15 protein-coding genes are annotated in these 17,743 nt (G+C 45.0%); 5 read left to right on the forward strand and 10 right to left on the reverse strand.

Annotation, left to right across the window (positions count from 1 at the left end; genetic code table 11):
- Positions 1-79: 79 nt before the first annotated feature.
- The 3 genes from ribA to ACOJRU_RS00905 form a co-directional block, all read right to left on the reverse strand.
- Entirely contained in the window at positions 80-694 is a 615-nt protein-coding gene (ribA, locus tag ACOJRU_RS00895) for a GTP cyclohydrolase II (RefSeq protein WP_421133191.1), read from the reverse strand.
- Positions 695-862: 168 nt separating this feature from the next.
- On the reverse strand, positions 863-3,724 hold the full coding sequence (locus ACOJRU_RS00900) for an EAL domain-containing protein (protein ID WP_421133192.1): 2,862 nt from the start codon (positions 3,722-3,724) through the stop codon (positions 863-865).
- Positions 3,725-3,804: 80 nt separating this feature from the next.
- Complete coding sequence (locus tag ACOJRU_RS00905; protein ID WP_421133193.1) at positions 3,805-4,137, reverse strand: hypothetical protein; 333 nt, start codon at positions 4,135-4,137, stop codon at positions 3,805-3,807.
- A gap of 277 nt (positions 4,138-4,414) precedes the next feature.
- On the opposite strand from ACOJRU_RS00905, the gene ACOJRU_RS00910 reads away from it, so the two are divergent.
- Complete coding sequence (locus tag ACOJRU_RS00910; protein ID WP_421133194.1) at positions 4,415-5,083, forward strand: glutathione S-transferase family protein; 669 nt, start codon at positions 4,415-4,417, stop codon at positions 5,081-5,083.
- A 15-nt stretch (positions 5,084-5,098) separates the two neighbouring features.
- On the opposite strand, the gene recQ is transcribed toward ACOJRU_RS00910, so the two are convergent.
- The gene (gene recQ, locus ACOJRU_RS00915; protein WP_421133195.1) at positions 5,099-6,937 is read right to left on the reverse strand and encodes a DNA helicase RecQ; all 1,839 of its coding nucleotides are present in this window, start codon (positions 6,935-6,937) and stop codon (positions 5,099-5,101) included.
- Positions 6,938-7,095: 158 nt separating this feature from the next.
- Between recQ and ACOJRU_RS00920 the strand changes: the two genes are divergently transcribed.
- The 3 genes from ACOJRU_RS00920 (at position 7,096) to rarD (ending at position 9,988) form a co-directional block, all read left to right on the forward strand.
- A complete protein-coding gene (locus tag ACOJRU_RS00920; protein WP_421133196.1) occupies positions 7,096-7,590 on the forward strand; it encodes a thioesterase family protein in 495 nt (164 codons plus the stop codon).
- 29 nt (positions 7,591-7,619) lie between these two features.
- Positions 7,620-8,957, forward strand: a complete 1,338-nt coding sequence (locus tag ACOJRU_RS00925) for a magnesium transporter (protein ID WP_421133197.1) — start codon at positions 7,620-7,622, stop codon at positions 8,955-8,957.
- 167 nt (positions 8,958-9,124) lie between these two features.
- Entirely contained in the window at positions 9,125-9,988 is an 864-nt protein-coding gene (rarD, locus tag ACOJRU_RS00930; protein ID WP_421134685.1) for an EamA family transporter RarD, read from the forward strand.
- A gap of 25 nt (positions 9,989-10,013) precedes the next feature.
- Here the strand turns inward: rarD and ACOJRU_RS00935 are convergent, their stop codons facing one another.
- Positions 10,014-11,261, reverse strand: coding sequence for a diguanylate cyclase (locus ACOJRU_RS00935; RefSeq protein WP_421133198.1), 1,248 nt, complete (start codon positions 11,259-11,261; stop codon positions 10,014-10,016).
- A 42-nt stretch (positions 11,262-11,303) separates the two neighbouring features.
- On the reverse strand, positions 11,304-13,475 hold the full coding sequence (gene uvrD, locus ACOJRU_RS00940; protein ID WP_421133199.1) for a DNA helicase II: 2,172 nt from the start codon (positions 13,473-13,475) through the stop codon (positions 11,304-11,306).
- Between the two features lie 274 nt (positions 13,476-13,749).
- On the opposite strand from uvrD, the gene cysE reads away from it, so the two are divergent.
- Positions 13,750-14,556 carry a serine O-acetyltransferase gene (gene cysE / locus ACOJRU_RS00945; protein ID WP_421133200.1) on the forward strand — a complete coding sequence of 269 codons (807 nt, stop codon included), beginning with the start codon at positions 13,750-13,752 and terminating at the stop codon, positions 14,554-14,556.
- Here the strand turns inward: cysE and ACOJRU_RS00950 are convergent, their stop codons facing one another.
- From ACOJRU_RS00950 to dapF, 4 genes are read right to left on the reverse strand one after another with little or no spacing between them, the layout of a single operon-like run.
- A complete protein-coding gene (locus tag ACOJRU_RS00950; RefSeq protein ID WP_421133201.1) occupies positions 14,557-15,285 on the reverse strand; it encodes an HAD-IA family hydrolase in 729 nt (242 codons plus the stop codon). It lies immediately after the preceding gene.
- Positions 15,286-15,300: 15 nt separating this feature from the next.
- On the reverse strand, positions 15,301-16,191 hold the full coding sequence (xerC, locus tag ACOJRU_RS00955) for a tyrosine recombinase XerC (RefSeq protein WP_421134686.1): 891 nt from the start codon (positions 16,189-16,191) through the stop codon (positions 15,301-15,303).
- A 20-nt stretch (positions 16,192-16,211) separates the two neighbouring features.
- Positions 16,212-16,907 carry a DUF484 family protein gene (locus ACOJRU_RS00960; protein WP_421133202.1) on the reverse strand — a complete coding sequence of 232 codons (696 nt, stop codon included), beginning with the start codon at positions 16,905-16,907 and terminating at the stop codon, positions 16,212-16,214.
- Entirely contained in the window at positions 16,904-17,734 is an 831-nt protein-coding gene (gene dapF / locus ACOJRU_RS00965; RefSeq protein ID WP_421133203.1) for a diaminopimelate epimerase, read from the reverse strand. The genes ACOJRU_RS00960 and dapF overlap by 4 nt, the downstream gene beginning before the upstream one ends.
- Between the last annotated feature and the right edge of the window lie 9 nt (positions 17,735-17,743).

The following is a 17,743-nucleotide window of genomic DNA, read 5'->3' on the forward strand; positions in this document are numbered from 1 at the left end:
ATAACGTGATGCGTATTAACCTAAGCTGAACCAAACTGAATAATTCGCCCAGCCCAGGTGTCAATTTTACTGCATGTTGCTATTTGAAAATATGCGGGTCGAAAGCGTGCCCTAATTTTTCAGTTTTCGTTTTAAGATAGTGCTTATTGTCTTTAGTGAGGCCATGATCGATAGGCTTTCTTGATACTACGTCGATATCAAGTGCTTGCAACGCGGCCATTTTCTTGGGGTTGTTGGTCATCAATTCAACATGCTTAACATTTAGCGTATCAAGCATAAGCTTACAGATGTCATAGCTGCGTAAATCGGCATCGAAGCCAAGATGTTCGTTCGCCTCGACCGTGTCCATACCACTATCTTGCAGGTTGTAAGCTCTGATTTTGTTGAGTAGCCCTATGCCACGCCCTTCCTGGCGAAGATATAGCAACACACCAAACCCCTTATCAACAATATTTTGCATGGCTTTTTCAAGCTGGAATCCACAATCACAGCGTGTGCTAAACAATGCATCGCCGGTAAGGCATTCAGAATGAATTCTTATTGGTACTATGTCATCTTCTTTCCAGTCACCATAAGACAGAGCGACATGCTCCTGTCCACTGGCTTCTACAAAACCATGGATTTTGAAATCACCAATGCGTGTTGGTAATTTGGCTGAACTGACAAATTCGTATTTAGGCTGTTTGCTGCTCATGTTACTTCTACACCCGGGATGTTAAGCGTAAAGTGGGGGTGTTCTTGCCTTTTACAAGGGGCTGAGACAGGTTCATCTCCCCATTTATTAATGTGATAATGTTACATTATCTCAATCGTTAATAGTAGCATATTCGTAGTGCGATAAAGACAACGGTACACGCTGGCATTATAGGGGAACAAATTCTTTAAGCGGGGCGGGTGGTTTCACACCAAACCCTTGCGCAAAGTCGATTCCCATCTTTCCTAGCTCTACCATTGTCGCTTCATTTTCAACGAATTCACCTACGGTTAGCATGCCCATTGCCTTAGCCACTTCTTTTATGGAAGCCACCATGGCGGCATCAATAGGGTCGATAAGCATGTCTTTAATAAAGCTACCGTCTATTTTCACCTGAGAAACCGGCAAGCTTTTCAAATAGCTATAGGATGAAAACCCGCTTCCAAAATCGTCTAAAGCAAAAGTACAGCCCAACTCATTGAAGGCACGCATGAAGTCGACGGTGTCATCCATTTTGATGATTGCAACCGACTCGATAACTTCGAAACAAATTTTCTCGAAAGGAATGCGGTATTTTTCAAATGCATTTAATACGTAAAGTTTAAAATCGCGATCAGCCAGCGAGTGGCAATTTAAATTAATACTGCATTTTCTAAGCTGTGCCAGATGTTCCGGATTGGCATTAAGATAAGCAAACGTTGACGATATCACCCATTTATCTATTTTTACGTTCATCTCGAACCGCTCTGCGGTCGGCAAAAATGCGGTGGGCTCTACAATGCTGCCATCATTTTGCTGCAGTCGTAATAAAATTTCATAATAGTGGCCGTCATTCTGACGCGATAAGGGGCGAAGCGGCTGATAGTAAAGCAGAAATCGTTCTTCTTCTAGCGCTTGATTAATCGTGGTAACCCAGTCTAATTCGTATTGATAGCGCTGCATGCCTGCATTATCTTTACTGTAGCAATGTACCTGGTTTCTTCCTTGCTCTTTGGCAAAGTAACAGGCGGCATCTGCCATGCTCAGATATTGGTCGGGGGTAAGCGCAGGGTCGTCACATATCGCGAGTCCAATACTTACACCAAGGTTGAAAATGCGATTTTCCCACATAAAGCGGAAGTCTCTCACCGCGTTAAGAATGTTAACTGCATGACGGTAAGCATGCTCCTCGTTGCAACGTTCGAGAATGACCCCAAACTCATCACCTCCAAGGCGTGCTAAGGTCGCATTGTCTGGAAGGCTTTTGTCGAGAAGTTGCGAAATTTCTTTGATAAGTGCATCGCCTGCTTTATGACCACAGGTGTCGTTTATTATTTTAAACCGGTCCAAGTCTAGGTATAAAATAATCACGGGAATTGGAGCGCGCTCGGCAAGTCTATTCTTCAGTGTAGTTTCAAAAAACCTTCGATTATAAACACCCGATAGCGAGTCATGTGTTGCCATATACTCAAGACTTAGGTTCGACTGTTTGCGTTCTGTGATATCGATAATCGAACCGTATAAAAACCTATCGTCGCCTTCGCCCCTTACTTGGCACGAAATGGCAAACCAAAAAGACTCACCGTTTGAGCGCTTGCCTTTAATCTCTCTTCCTATTACTTGGCCTTCGCTAAGCAGAATGCCTAAGAGCGCGGCTCGGTCGTCGGTGTTGTCATAAAATTCGGTCGTGTTTGTTACGCCATCAAGCATGGCTTCTTCGTTGTCGTAGCCAAATACTGCGCACATGGCCGTATTAACCGTCTTAAGCTGACCTTCAACCGTGGAGGTATAAAGCCCCTCTGCAGAATTGCGAAACAAGTCATAGAAATGGCTTAAGTTTGAAATGGTGGCTTCACGCTCAGATAGCTGCTGTTTGTTGTGACTCCGTTCTTTAAGCTCAACACTAAAACCAAGGCATAAAAGCCCAAGTGTTAGCATAATAATCAGCGCTGAAACGACCAACTCTGTATACACCAAGTTTGCAAATAGTATTTGCGTAAAAATAGCGTAAACACAAAAGAAACTAAGCCAAGCTACAATAAAAATTCTGCTTAAGCCTAATGAGGCTTTACGTCGAAATACAAAGGCTAAAAGGATGTGATACAAACCAATAATGGCGCTAAAAAGAAACAGCATTTTCACGGTGTGAAAAGCACTTCCACTTAAGGCAACGGCCATCATCGCAACAGGAAGCAAGAAGGTAATACTACGAAGTACTATTGGAACGTGAGGAAATAAATTATGCGTCACTTTACCTAGCGATAAAAAAGTGAGCCCTAACAAAACCGCAAACGACGCTTCACTGTAGTTGGTCAATGCGGGCCATGTTGACAAACCACCTTGCGCTAAGAAAAATACGGCAAATAAAACACCATTGGTTATAGACAGCCAAAAGCGTGCCGGCGTGCGTTGGTATAAATACGATAACAGGAAGTAGCCGGCGAGGATTGAGAGTACACCGAACACAACACCGAGTAGTGCTAGCATACTTCTATCGTATTGCGCGAGAGTGGCTTGATGCCACAGTGATATTGGAAAATGTTTTAAACCATCATCCTCAACACCGACCAGCAAGCGCACTTGCTCCTCTGCTTTTAGCGGAAATGAAAGGCGAATGGTGGGTAAGGGTTTTGCTAGCGAAAAGTCGCCTTTACCCGCTTGATAACGGTATGACTTAATAATGCGTGAGCTGGTATCAAGTAAATAGAGTTGCAGGTCGTCAACATTGAGCCTGTCTATGTTGATAACGAGAGGGACTGTGCTGTACCCACTGTTTTCAATCGTAGTCGATAACCAAATGCGGTTGTCGTTGTTTTGGGCATCGGTATTTTCAGGAGATCGTGCGACGCCATTTAGTACATCAAAATACGTGGCAGACCGTCGGCTTTCGGTTATCGATGCAAAGTCGTTTATTCTTTGCGTTTTGAAGGCTTCATTGACTACAAGGGTGTTGGTATCGTTATTCGCATGTGCCGACATGCCCACGAACACACTTAGTATTACTAACAGGGTAAGTAACGCAAATAATCCTTTTTGCCGCGATAACGTCACAACATTGAAACCTTATTATTATTTTATAGCCACTATACTAACGGAAGAGTTTGATACAAAGAAAGTAAATGCGTAATACATTACACATTCTTTGTGGTTAAGTACTGAACGAGGGCATTGATATCTTGATTTTTCCCCAACGGCTCTAACCAAATTGCGTCGCATAACCAATCAACATGCATTAAAAAGCATAGAGATAATGAGTCGTCTATTGGTGAAAGAATGGTTTGGCAACGATCGGCGCCCCAATCAGTCGGTTGTGCGCTGCAATTAAAAAACGTGCAAAACGCGTTAATTAACTGCGCTGTTTTTAGTGGCGTTGACGGCATCGCAATCGCGATGACCACTGACTGGTCGTGTGGTTCAAGACCATCAAGTATTGTGCTTTTAGTTAACTGATTTGAACACGTCATTGATAACGTAGTGCCTTGCTGTGTGGGTATGGGGTAGATATACACTTATTGCACTGCATGTTGTACTACAGCGCCCACGTAGGAAAATAGCAAAAACGGCCTGAAATGGAAAGGCAAGCCACGGGCGTACTGCGTATAACCTTTACTGATGGGAGAGAATCAATGAAAAAAACGAATTTAGCGTACATTTTGACGCGAAAATTAATCTTATCTTTGCGCAGTGTTGTATAACTAGTACCAGAAACCATTACTAGCATTATCGCGTTCAAGGAATAGTATGTTAACACTTCATCATTTAAATAATTCTCGCTCTCAACGAATCTTATGGTTACTCGAAGAGCTAGGGGTCGATTATACTATTGAACATTATCAACGAGACAGTAAAACGAACCTTGCTCCAAGCGCGTTACACGCTGTGCATCCACTCGGCCGCTCGCCGGTATTAACTACGCCTGATGGTTCCATTGCTGAATCAGGTGCGATTATTGAGTATTTGATAAAACACCATGCTACAGAGCATTTCGCTATGCCAGAGACGGGCGAAACGTTGCAGCAGTATTGGTTCTGGTTACACTTTGCCGAGGGCTCATTAATGCCGCCGTTAGTGGCAAACCTCGTGCTTGAAAAAGCGCGCCAAAAAGGGTCGAAGCCGTTCTTTATAAAGCCTATCACTAACAAGCTTATCGATGGGATTCTAGATGCCTACTACCGACCGAACCTTGAAAAAAGTTTACGATATGTCGAGTCATATTTATCGAGTAACACCTGGTTTGCGGGTGATGCGCCTACCGGCGCTGATGTGCAAATGATATTCCCATTAGAATCGCTAGTGGCAAGCGGTCGCGCCGAAGAGTTTGCTGCGATAAAAGGCTATGTTAAGCGGGTACATGAAAGAGAAGCATATAAGCGTGCGTTAGAGAAAGGCGGAGAGTACGCTTACGCCTAATGTCGGATAGGCTTATTAATGTTCTCGGTTGATATAGTCATCGATAAGTTGCATAAAGGCTTCACCATAACGCTCTAGTTTGGTTTGGCCTACGCCGCTTACTTCCAGCATTGTGCTTCTATTGATAGGCAGTTTGCACGACATATCGACCAAGGTGGCGTCACTAAATACCACATAGGGAGGAACGCCGTTTTCTTCCGCCAGCACTTTTCGTAAATGCTTAAGACGAATAAATAGGGTTCGGTCGTAGTTTGCCGGGGCCTGTTTCGCTTTCTTGTCGGGTTTAAACTCGAGCCTAGGTACTGCAAGCTGAATGGCAACGTCACTTTTTAGTATAGGCCGCGCCGCTTCAGTGAGCCGAAGCGCAGCATTGGCGGTGATATCTACACGAATAAGCCCTTTATGAATAAGCTGATTGATGATGTTATGCCAATAGCTGTCTGACTTATCTTTGCCAATTCCGTAGGTGGAAAGCTGGTGATGCCCTGCTTCTTGCAACCGTTTTAGTTGCTTTCCGCGAATTACATCAATGACATACTGCGTCGATGCCTGTTGAGATAAGCGAAGAATACATGACAGCACCTTTTGGCTCATCACTAACCCATCAATCATTTTTGGCGGGTCTAAGCAAACGTCACAATTCCCACAGGCGCTGCCGCTAAATTCAGAGAAGTAATTGAGCAACACTTGCCTTCGGCAGGTTTGTGCCTCTGAAAATGCCTCCATGGCAGCAAATTTCTGTAATTCGATGGCATTACGGTCGGCTATTTCGCCTTGCTCAATCCATTGTTTTACGCGCGCGGCATCTTTCTCGTCAAATAGAAGCATGGCTTCTGACGGTAATCCATCTCGTCCAGCACGCCCTGTTTCTTGATAATAGCTCTCGACGCTACGGGGAACATCGTGATGTACCACATAGCGCACATTCGACTTGTTAATGCCCATACCAAAAGCAACGGTGGCCACAACAATGTCTATTTTATCGTTAAGGAATTGACGTTGAACCAGCTCTCTTTCGTCAGCATCCATTCCCGCATGATAAGCGGCACAACGAAAGCCTTGGCGAAAAAGCTTGGCGTGTAAGTCATCTACTTTTGCCCTGCTATTGCAGTAAATAATACCGCTGCCTTCTTGTTGCTTAACATACGCAAGCACTTGGTCGAACGCCTTGTATTTTGACATCACGCGATAACGGATATTAGGGCGGTCGAAACTCCCTTTATAGACAAGTGGCTCTTGTAGCTGAAGCTGGGTAAGAATATCGGCCTGTGTAGCGATATCAGCGGTGGCGGTAAGACCGATAACGGGAATGCTTGGAAACTTTCCTTTTATTTGGCCCAGTGCGCGATAATCTTGTCTAAAATCATGACCCCAATGAGAAACACAATGGGCTTCATCAATTGCAAACAAAGCGATATCAATGCGCGTTAGCAGTTGTTGGAAGCTAAATTGTAAAAGCCGTTCTGGAGAGACATAAAGTAAATCGATTTTACCTGCTAATAAACGTTCAGTGACGCTTTGCTGCGTGTCTTGTGCAAGCGATGAATTCAAGTAAGCAGCACTAACGCCAAGGGCAGTGAGTTGCTCTACTTGGTCTTGCATTAAAGAAATCAATGGTGATACCACAACGGCTGTGCCATCGCGCACCAAGGCGGGTATTTGATAACAGAGCGACTTTCCGCCCCCTGTAGGAAGTAATACCAGCGCGTCAGAACCTTTACATACGCTATGAATAACCTCGCCCTGGCCGTCACGAAATACATCGTAACCGAAAACATCTTTTAAGACAGATTCAGGCGTACACGATGAAACATCGGTATCAGAGTCGGGTGAGGAAGTTGCTGCAATTGTCATGGCGGGGGATTTTACGCGTTTTTTGCTTATGCTTCACGACTGAATCGAAAAAACTATACTAAAATTCAGCGTTCAAATATTTTCATATAAATAACAAAAAAGGTAACTCACTCATAATTAACGTAATGTGAAGCGCTACGTTGTTAAAAAGGAACATTATGACTGACCAGAATTCGACACACAATGATGAAGAAAACCCTCTGACGCATGCAGCCTTGACCGCATTTGTTATAGGCCTATTTAATGACACCATGCCATTTAATAACTTATTGGGGTTAGACGTGGTTGATGGTGAGAACGGTATCGAGCTTCATGTAGGGTGGAAGCAAGAATTAACGGGCAACCCGCTCAAAGGTATTTTACATGGTGGTGTAACTGCCACCATGCTAGACACCATTGGCGGTTTAGTCGCAATAACCGAAACCATTAAGCATACCGATGCATCTCAACTTTCTGAACTAAAAGTGCGTTTGCCTACTATGGGAACGGTAGATATGCGCGTAGACTATCTCAGACCGGGTCGGGGAGCGCGCTTTGTCGCCACGGCAACGGTTATTCGCAAAGGAAGTAAATTAGTAGTGTGTAGAATGGAATTACACAATGAAAAAGGCGATCATATTGCCTTTGGCACAGGCACTTATATGCTTGGATAGCAAAGTGTGACATTACGTGGAGGTGCTACATGGCTGAGCCATTACCTGATTTAATTGAAGAGTTCGTATCTGACAGCATTGGCGATGATCCTGCGTCTATTCTCACCGCATTAAGCGGCCAAGATACGGTCTATATAGCATCTTTATTAGAATCTCTGCCCCTAGAACGCCGTCTTATAGTGTGGGAGGGGATGGCACGAGACCGCAAGCTAGATGTGCTTGTGGAAATGCGTGGTGATCCTCGTGAATTATTGATTGATGCTACGCCGCACAACGAATGGGCGTCTATTTTCGCCGATATTGATGCAGAAGACTTACTAGAACTACTTGACTCATTGCCTACCAAGCTTGTCGATTTGGCGTATGAATCGCTAGATAGCCAAGAGCGTAAATACTTTCGAGACGCAACGCAATTCCCTGATGGTCAAGTAGGACACTGGGTTACCCATGACCAACTCGCGTTACCCGCTAATGCGAAGGTACGAGAAGGGCTTCGCTTATTACGTCGTGATATTCCGCAACATTGTGACAGTATTTACTTGGTCAACCGGTCTGGGCAGTTTGCAGGGTTGGTTAAAATCAATATGTTGTTCTCTGCGCCTGATCACACGCCGCTGAGTACCCTAAAAAGTGACAATGTCATTACATTACAAGGTACCGATGAAACTACGACGGCGTCTATCCAAGTGCAGCGTTCAGGGTTGGCCTCGCTACCTGTTATCGACGACAATGATGTGCTGTTGGGTCGTTTAGATATCACCTCAGCTAGCGAACTGGTCAATGAATTTTACGAACGGCAGGTGATGGCATCTGCGGGTATGGATGAAGACGAGGATTTATTCTCGCCCGTTGCGAAAAGCGCTCGAAATCGAGCATTGTGGTTAGGTATTAACTTGCTCACTGCGTTTTTAGCGTCGTGGTTTATTGGCTTGTTCGAAGGCACACTAGAGCAAGTTGTTGCGCTGGCGGTATTAATGCCGGTGGTAGCGAGTATGGGCGGGATAGCAGGAAGCCAAACACTTACATTGATTGTACGTGGTTTGGCGCTTGGTCAAGTCACCAGCGCCAACATTCGGGCCCTTATGGTAAAAGAGTTAAAAGTAGGTGGGGTTAATGGCGTCATCTGGGCCATTGTGATCGGTGTCGTTGCCTACTTCTGGTTTACCGATGCCATGCTGGGCATGGTAATTTGCTTAGCGATACTGCTTAATATTGTCGCTGCTGCTCTGGCGGGTGTTTTTGTGCCGATTATTTTGGATAAACTGAAGATAGACCCTGCGCTCTCAGGCTCGGTCATTCTCACGACGGTCACCGATATTGTAGGGTTCGTCGCATTTCTTGGTCTTGGTACATTATTTCTATTATAAAAAGCCGGCATAACGTCAAGCGTGCACACGCTTAAAAGAAGTGTGTACGTTCTTCATTATTACTTTAACCATGTCACGTACTACCTTGGAGAACCGCGTTGACCGAGCAAAAAAATAAAGCCAGTGCTGCGCAAGTTGGTGTGATATGCGCTATTGCAGCATATACCATGTGGGGAATAGCGCCGCTCTATTTCAAAGAGCTTGCGGTGTTACCTGCTGCTGAAATACTTGTACACCGTGTGTTGTGGTCTGTGTTACTGCTTGTTGGGTTAATTTCCGCATTAAAAAAATGGCCAAAAGTACTTATAGCGCTTAAAGACCGCAAGGTTATGCTAATTTTATTTTTCGCCGGCATTTTACTGGGCGCGAATTGGTTATTATTTATATGGGCAGTAAATAACGACCATATTCTTGATGCAAGTTTGGGGTATTACATTAATCCACTGCTAAATGTCTTTTTAGGGCGGCTCTTTTTAGGAGAGCGCTTACGTAACATGCAGCGGGTTGCGGTGTTATTAGCAATATTCGGCGTATCGGTACTCATTTTTAATTATGGTGAAGTACCCTGGATTGCACTTATCCTTGCTAGTAGTTTCAGCGTATATGGGCTACTTAGGAAACAAGTGGCGGTAGACTCACTACCCGGCTTGTTTATTGAAACACTCTTGCTGTCTCCTGCTGCTATTGTGTATTGGGTTTTCTTTGGCGGCGAATACAGCAATATGTTCACCAACGAGGTGTCGTTGAATATTTTAATTTTAGCAGCAGGTGTTGTTACCACTGCCCCATTATTATGTTTTACCGCCGCGGCGCGACGTATCATGTACTCAACGTTAGGCTTCTTTCAATATATTGGGCCAACGCTTATGTTCATTTTAGCCGTGTACTTGTATGGCGAGCCGTTAGAAGAGTCGAGGCTGATTACATTTGGGTTTGTATGGTCTGCGCTGTTGTTGTTTACAACAGACTCTTTTATTGCTTATAAAAAGCAACGTAAGGCGAGGCGAATAGCGCAACAAGCAGTGACGTAGCGAATTCTTTTGCGATGAAAGCGGGTTAAACACCCGCTTTGTAAGCCACCTGATTTCTACCATGGCGCTTAGCGTAATAAAGTTGTTTATCAGCAATACTTAGTAATGTATCGATATTTTGTGTCTTCTTGCCGCAAAGGCCAATGCTGCAGGTAACCTGTATATTGTCAGAGCGAAGCTGAATAGTGTCATTAGCCAAGCTATTTCTAAAGGCTTCAAGACGTATAGCCGCTTCTTCGATAGGTGTGTAAGGAAGATAAATGCAAAACTCCTCACCTCCAAAACGTGCGATGATCTCATCTGGAAAGTAAAACTCAATCAATGCGGCCACCGTCTTTAATACGATATCACCCGCATCATGGCCGTAGGTGTCGTTGACCGATTTGAAGAAGTCGAGGTCAATCAGCGCAAGCGCATGATGTGCTGACAGCGTGTGATGTTTTACCGTGACGGTATAGAAAAAATGACGTCTGTTGGGTAACCCGGTTAAATAGTCGGTGTTAGCGGCACGTCTGATTGCCTCGACACTTTCTATGTACTCTATATTTTGCATTACTCGGCATAAAAACTCTTCATGGCAAAAAGGAAGACGAAGGAAGTCATTAGCGCCACTTTTTATAAAGTGAGCAGACATTACCATGCCTTTGCCACCCGCAATGCCAATAATTGCCAGTTGTTCTTTTGAAAATGCTTTACGCAAATTAGATACGAATGCGGTACCCGTCATATCGGGGAGCGCATCATCTGTGATGACCAAGCGGATATCACTGTTTTTGGCCAGCGTCGCCATAGCTTCGTTTGCAGTGAGGCAATCATATACTTCAAAATTGTGCCGACCTAAGAGTGAAAGCATATGCTTACGAATGGCTCTATTGGTGCTGACAACAATGACGCCGGTTGACTTATTTTTTTCTAAGCGAGTGAGAAACCGGCTGAGGTAGTCGTAGTATTGCGAGTTTTCTTTAGGAATGTAGTCAACGATGTCTTTCTCGAGTACTTTCTCGCGGGTATCCGCTTCAAGATTATCAGTGGTAACAATGGTAGGCATAAAAGCGTCAATAGCAAAGTCGACGGCTTCACCTCGAGGGGCATCTGGCAGTTGGTAAGCAACAATCGCGCAAAGAAATGTTTCAGGCATCATTTGTGAAAAACGGGCGCGCGCTTCAGTAAGTGAGTGCGCACCCACGGGGGTAAGCCCTGCTTTTCTAACCAGCTTAGACACCACATCTAAGTTACTATCACTATTTTCAATAACCAGCACATGCTGTTGCATAGTTAAGTTCTTCTATTCTGGCTGCCATGCCAGTGTTGGTGATTACGCCTTTTCCAACTTAGCGTAGGCGAGAACCAGCCACTTTGTGCCGAATTCGTCGAAGTTAACTTGTACTCTAGCATGCTCTCCGCTGCCTTCGTAGTTTAAAACAATACCGTCGCCAAATTTTCTGTGTACGACTCGTTGCCCTAACTGAAAGCCTGTTTCTTCAAAAGAAGCATGAGAGGTTGCTTGGCTAAACCGATTATGAACAGGCCGAGAAATGGTGGTTTTTAAGCGTACTTCTTCTACGCATTCAGATGGCATTTCACGGATAAAGCGCGACGCAGTATGGTACTTGTCTTGCCCGTAAAGCCGGCGGCTCTCCGCGTACGTAATGTATAGTTTTTCCATGGCCCGTGTCATGCCGACATAACAAAGCCTACGTTCTTCTTCCATTCGGCCCGGTTCGTCATTGGTAAGCTGACTGGGGAACATCCCTTCTTCAACCCCTGCCATAAATACCAATGGAAATTCTAAGCCTTTAGCGGTGTGAATGGTCATCATTTGCACCGCGTCTTGGTCGGTATCAGCTTGTTGCTCACCGGCCTCTAGCGAAGCATGTGCTAAAAACGCTGACATGGGCGTCATTTCTTCTGCCTCTTCCGGCACAATAAAGGTTTTACACGCCGTTACGAGTTCTTCTAAGTTTTCTAGTCGTGCCTGCGCTTTTTCGCCGCGCTCTGCTTGATACATGGCGTAAAGACCAGACTGCTTGATGGCTTTATCAGCTTGCTCTTCAAGCGGCAAATCTAAGGTACTTTGTTCAAGCTCGGTAACAAGTAATACAAAGCTTTGCATTGCATTTAACGCGCGGCCTTTTAGCGAACCCTCATTAATAAGTAATTGCGAAGCTTGCCACATAGAACAGTTGTGTTGTCTTGCTGCATCGCGCACTAAACTTAGTGTTTTTTCCCCAATACCACGGCTTGGTGTGTTAACCACACGTTCAAATGCCGCATCGTCATGGGGGTGATTTATCATGCGAATATAGCCTAGCGCGTCTTTAATTTCTTGACGTTCGAAGAAGCGAAGCCCCCCATAAATACGGTAAGCAAGCCCCTCATGTAACAACGCTTCTTCCAGTACCCGCGATTGCGCGTTGTTTCTGTATAAGATAGCGGCGTCTTTCAACGCGTTGCCCTGATGTAGCCAGTCTTTTATTTTTGAAACGATAAACCGGGCTTCGTCGAGTTCATTGAAGCCTGCGTAAACCGAAATGAGTTCACCTTGGTGTCCATCGGTCCACAATTCTTTACCTAAACGGCCCGTGTTATTGTCGATTACCGTGTTTGCAGCTTGTAAAATATTGCCGGTAGAACGGTAATTCTGCTCTAAGCGCACGGTTGCTGGGTTGGCAAAGTCTTTCAAGAAATGCTGAATATTGTCTACGTTGGCTCCACGCCAACCATATATAGATTGGTCGTCATCGCCGACAATCATAATATTGTTGTTGTCACCGCTACACAGCATGCGTAGCCACGCATATTGAATGTTGTTGGTGTCTTGAAATTCGTCGACCAACACGGCTCTGAATCTACGTTGATAATGGGCTAGAATTTCAGGGTTTTTGGCCCATAGCTCATGGGCACGCAATAATAACTCTGCGAAATCGACTAACCCTGAACGGTCGCATGCATCTTGGTACGCCGTGTATACCTCACGCATGGTTTTTTGAATATGATCGCCATGCGTTTCGATATGCTGAGGGCGAAGGCCTTCGTCTTTGTTACCGTTGATATACCACTGAATTTGGCGAGGTGCCCAATGTTTTTCGTCAAGGTTCATAGCCTTTAATATACGACGAATAAGGCGGTATTGGTCGTCCGAATCAAGGATTTGAAAGTTTTCTGGCAGCCCAGCTTCGGCATGATGTGCGCGTAAGAGCCGGTGAGCTAGGCCGTGAAACGTACCAATCCACATGGTATGAAGGCTTCGCCCCATCAATGACTCTAGACGGCCTCGCATTTCTCTGGCCGCCTTGTTAGTGAAGGTTACCGCTAATATAGAAAATGGCGCAATATTCTCAACTTCCATTAGCCACGCAATGCGATGTACCAATACTCTTGTTTTACCGCTACCTGCGCCCGCTAATACTAGGGCATTGGAAAGGGGGGCGGCTACCGCTTCACGTTGTTTGTCGTTTAGCTCGTCAAGCAGTCTGGATACATCCATAGTGTCTATCACCTAATTAATTATCGTAAACTCGGCTATTATGCCTGCTGACTGTGAATTTATACAGGGTTGTGTGCAGACTAATTTAAGTTTGTACTGGTTATATGAATTGAGAATGCTTTATACCTAAATAGAACGATAAACTGATCATAATGCGTACTTTAGCGGTATATGATCTCTATAGATTCACAGATGAGTCGGGTACACTTCTCATTCATTTTAAATGCTTCCCCCTTTTTCCCTTTTGGTTAAAACGCGCATACAGGATTAGCTCATGCAAGCAGACACCCCAGTCTCTGATTTTTGGTTAACGCTAAAAAGCGAGGCAAAAAACGTCGCAGATAATGAACCACTATTAACAAGCTTTGTTCATGCTTGTATTTTAGCGCACCATAATTTCGAATCGTCTTTAAGCTTTATCCTGTCGACTAAAATGGCCGATGACGTTATGCCTGCTTTAGCTATCAGGGAAGTGTTTGATGAGGCTTACTTGTTAGAACCTGGAATTAGTGAGGCGGCGATTGCCGATATCAAAGCAATCAAAGCGCGCGATGCTGCGGTGAATGACTATCTTACCCCACTATTACACTTTAAAGGCTTTCATGCTGTGCAAGTGCATCGCATGGCACATTACTTGTGGGTTCACGGCAGACATCAGCTTGCCCTGTTTTTACAAAGCCGCAATTCAGAAAGCTTTGGCGTGGACATTCACCCTGCGGCGAAAATAGGAAAAGGCGTAATGTTCGATCATGCCACAGGGATTGTCGTGGGTGAAACGGCAGTTATCGAAGATAACGTCTCTATTTTACAAAGCGTTACCTTAGGTGGTACGGGTAATGAGTCGGGCGACAGGCACCCCAAAATTCGCCAAGGTGTGCTGGTGGGGGCCGGTGCCAAGATTTTAGGAAATATTGAAGTCGGTGAAGGTTCAAAAGTGGGTGCTGGTAGCGTGGTATTAGACAACGTGCCTTCACATGTTACGGTTGTCGGCGTTCCTGCTAAAGTCGTAGGGCGGCCCGTTTGCCAACACCCGTGCGAATCAATGCAGCAAAATGTTTTAGAGGACAATACACCTTACTAGTTAACGTAAGTAAGTGAGTTCACGCAGCGTAGACAAAGCGACATGGGGTAACAGTCTTACAGGTTCATTGTTGAGTATCATAGGGCGGTTACAAGCAAACCACGCCGCTTGATAACCGGCATTCAATGCGCCATACACATCTTTTATCAGGTTATCGCCCACATGCAAAATATGCCTTGTGGGCAAATCAAGCTTATCAGCCGCTTCATCAAACATTGCCTTATGCGGTTTCATCGGGCGTGTCATACTCGCGTGCAGAATAACGTCGAAATACGGCGATATGCCAATTTTTTCGCTATCAACGTTACCATTAGTAATGCCGATTAGGGGGAATCGCTTGCTTAGCACGTTCAGTGTGTCGTGCACGCTATCATCCAGCGCAAAGTCGCTTCTTGCTTCATAGAAGCAATGGAAGCATGCCTCTACAGCTTCACGTAACGTTGCATATTGCGTATTCCCGCTGCTTACATCAGCATAGAGTGCTTTCGACAATACTTCTCGGCGCAATTCGCCCATGTCTGATGCAAGCCTTCCATCTTTTACAATTGCAGCGCGACGAAAGTCACCCCATTGCGCGCGCGATAATGCGCTTGCATGAGGGAAATGAGCGTGAATAAACTGCGTTAACGTGGTATCGGCTTGTCTTATAACGGGGTCGTTATTATATAGCGTGTCGTCTAGGTCAAACGTCATTGCCTTAACGGCATGCATGGGTCGAAAAAACTGCATGTAAAAAAGCGCCTTTTATTTTTTGTGCGCGCGCGGATGGGCGGCATCATAAACATTCGCTAAATGTTGAAAATCGAGGTGTGTGTATACTTGTGTTGTAGAAAGATTGGCATGGCCTAATAACTCTTGAACAGCACGTAAGTCACCACTTGATTCTAATACGTGTGTAGCAAAAGAATGGCGCAGTTTGTGTGGGCTTACTTTTTGACTTAGCATTTGCTCGCTAGCCATTTGATTTAGCCTATTGGCCACTTGCCGATTGGATATTCGCGTTTTTCGCTTGCTTACAAAAATGGCTGATTCATAGTCAGACGCATAGGCAGGGCGTACTTTTAGCCATGCATGTAGTGCTTGCTGAGCTTTTTTGCCTAAGGGAAGTATGCGCTGTTTGTTTCCTTTACCCATTACCTTAACCGTACCGTCTCGTAGGTAATCGGCAAGGTTTAGCCCAGTAAGCTCACTTAGCCGCAACCCACAGCCATAGAGTAGTTCAAACATGGCCATGTCGCGCAGTATTATTCCTTCGTCACTTTCGCTATTTAGCAACTGTTGCATTTCGTCAACGCTTAGCTGCTTGGGGAGGGGTTTACCCTGCTTCGGTGCATGAATGCCCTCAACAGGATTACTAAACAACTGCTGTTTATCGATTAGATATTGGCAAAAAGTACGAAGTGCTGAAAGCCGTAAGGCGATGCTTCGGGGCTTGTGCCCAGCCATTTTAGCATCGCCCATCACGCGTTTTATGTCTGATGGAGTAATACCCGACCATTCATGTAAATTAAGCGTAATGGCAACGTCTTGAAGCTGGCGACGATAGTTTTTTATCGTATGAGGAGATAGACCTCGCTCTACCTCAAGATGCAATAAAAACTTATCAAGCCATAGCTGACAGGGTTCACTAAGCATTGTTTTCGTTGTCACGAAAACTAATACCCCATCATCTCTGGCAAAATAATATTGAGTACTTGTTGCAGTTGTTGTAGCAGCAGTGTGTCCATATCGGGGGTAAAGTGATCGGCATGGTTGCTACTAATGCCCAAAATACCCAAATCGTTATTATCGCCTAATAGTAAAAGCGCGACCGATTCAGCGCTGTTCTCACCGAACAATAACTGTCGCTCGTGTTGAGATAAACGACCGAAGAAAAAGTTAGAGTTTTTAAAACGCTTCTCTGTGAACAAACGGCGTTGTAACTCGGGGATCGCGTGTGGGCCTTTGAAGCTTTTGATGACGGCAGACGAAAGCTGTAAACGTTCTTGCAGTACATCTTCAAGCGTAAATTGTACCTCTGCAACGCTAGTACAGCGAAGAAGCTGAACATTTAAGTCGGTATAAACGCGATAAATTTTTTCATTTTGTTTGGCAATGCTAACAAGCTGCGTCAATTTGTAATTAAGCTGACGTACCTTTTTGCGTAGTTGTTCACTTTGAATTTCAACGAGCGACACGCTTCCCTTTTGCGCGTGGGGAATAGCAATTTTCTCTAGAAGTTCTGGATATTCCGCGAAAAATTCAGGGTTTTCTAATAAAAACGCGCGTACATCATCCGCCGACAATGCACTATTGCCAGTAAAGGCGTCTATCACTAAAGAGGCGTTGGATTGCCCTGAACTGTCACTCATAAATTTATATGCCCGTCGTAAACATGTTCGGCGGGGCCAGTCATTTTTAATACACTGTCTTGGCCAGGCCAACGAATGCGTAAACTGCCACCGGGTAGGTCAACCCGAACGTCTTTACCTAATTTACCTTGAATCTGACCAATTGCAACAGCTGCGCACGCGCCGCTTCCGCATGCTAGTGTTTCACCGCTTCCACGTTCGAAAACACGAAGCTTTATGTGAGACTCATTAATTATTTGCATAAACCCAACATTAACGCCTTCTGGGAAGCGCTCATGGCGTTCAACTGCTGGGCCTATCTCATGAACATCAGCGGTATCAACATCGTCTACCTCAAGTACACAGTGGGGGTTACCCATAGACGCCGCGCCCACGAACACGGTTTTTTCTGCGACGCGCAGTATATAGGTGTTTTCTTGTTTGTTGGCTTTCAGCGGAATCTTGGCAGGCTCAAATTCAGGTTTGCCCATATTCACAGTAACGTGGCCGTCTCTTTCGAGATACAACACCATTTTGCCTGCTTTTGTGCTAACAACGATTTTGTTTCTATTAATTAAGCCTTTGTGTTTAACGAAGCGCGCGAAACAGCGAGCGCCATTTCCGCATTGCTCTACTTCAGAACCATCCGCGTTAAAAATACGATAGTGAAAGTCTTGTTCTGGATCGTAAGGCGGTTCAACCATCAACAACTGGTCGAAGCCAATACCAAAATTACGGTCAGCGAGTTGTTGAATCTTCTCTTTAGAGAAAAATACATTTTGGGTAACGTTATCAATAACCATGAAGTCGTTACCCAGCCCGTGCATTTTTGAAAACTGAACCTGCATTAACAGTGC

The organism is Alteromonas algae, assembly GCF_049117195.1.
Classification (GTDB): domain Bacteria; phylum Pseudomonadota; class Gammaproteobacteria; order Enterobacterales; family Alteromonadaceae; genus Alteromonas.